2 protein-coding genes are annotated in these 1,198 nt (G+C 64.5%); both read right to left on the bottom strand.

The genetic code is table 11. From position 1 onward, the window contains the following. Window positions 1-578 precede the first annotated feature (578 nt). Complete coding sequence (locus YUU_RS0145910) at window positions 579-803, bottom strand: alpha/beta fold hydrolase (protein WP_027528114.1); 225 nt, start codon at window positions 801-803, stop codon at window positions 579-581. 149 nt (window positions 804-952) lie between these two features. Then, a partial coding sequence (locus YUU_RS60950; protein ID WP_245288330.1) for an alpha/beta hydrolase occupies window positions 953-1,198 on the bottom strand: 246 nt, incomplete at its 5' end.

Here is a 1,198-nt window from a genome sequence, read left to right as displayed (position 1 = left end):
CGATCTCCGGCTATAGCCCATTCGGATGTATCCCTGGCTCAAGGTGAAGGAACCCTTGCAAGATCTTAGGGGGCATTGCCAAGGCAGGCTGCGGGTTCTTTGGGGTGCCGCCGCGAGCGGGGTACGCGCGACCGCTCCTATTGAGAATATCTGCCGCGAGAAAATTCGTGGTTGCAGTTGCGGGTTAGGCAACATGTCTGCCGAGGACGCGTTCTCATAAATCGAGATGGGGGCGTGTCCGCCATGCCCCCATAGCAATTAAACTGCGTCGCGCCGCTAAGTACGGATAGTACCCGCCGGGGCAAACATAGTTGCCGTACGCGTCGTAGCCGCAGCCGCCGCGGTAGTAGGCCCGCAGCCCCGCCGACCGCAGCCGCACCCACTGCCGCCGCACCGACCCCGTAGCGGTAGCCGCGACACGCCCCTGCATACGCAGCCCGATAGCCTAGGGCCCGCCGCGCACGGCGACAGCGCCGCCCCGGTATCCGGGAGCCGCGACCGCGCCCCCGCGGTAGCCTCCTGCTCGCACGGCACCGCCGTGGAAACCTCCGGCGCTGCCGTGCGGATCGGTCGCTAAACTAGCGCATCGTCTCGACCGTCGCGACGTGCTCACGGATGAGCCTCGCGACATCCAGCGTATGGGTCGCGATCATGAAATGACTGGCGCCGGGAACGGTCACCAGCGACGATCTGGAGACTGCGTCAGTCAGCACCTCGGCGACACGCTGAACGGCTGGATGACCACACTCGCCTCGCACGAAGAGGCTTGGCGCAGCGATGCCTGCATAGGCGGCAAGCGGCACATCGAAAACTCCATGCCGACGACCAGTCGAGAACGTTCGTCGGCGTGGTGGCAACAATGTAGTCCCGGGTCCGGGCTGGGAGGGCGTCAAAGCTGCCGTAACCGCCGTAGAAGTCGATGATGCTCTGCGCAGCCAGCAGCTTTCCGTCGTCACAGGCGCGGACATAAGCGTCGGCCATCGCGCGCACTTGCTCGTACAGCGCGAGATCGCCGGAGTGGCGAAGCAGATTGAACGGGGGTCGCCTCGATCAAGGTCAGGCTTGCGACCTTGGTCCGGTCACGGAGGACGGTCGCCAAGCACACCGTGGCACCCCACGAATGCCCAACGAGGTGGACAGCGCTGTTGGTGCGCTGGATGACGGCCTCGACGATGTCGATCTCCCGTTCGATAGAAAT

Origin of the sequence: Bradyrhizobium sp. Ec3.3, assembly GCF_000472925.1 — a bacterium.
In the GTDB taxonomy this organism is placed as follows: Bacteria; Pseudomonadota; Alphaproteobacteria; order Rhizobiales; family Xanthobacteraceae; genus Bradyrhizobium.
The sequence above is the reverse complement of the archived record's forward strand: the minus strand, read 5'-3'. Positions and strand labels throughout refer to the sequence as shown.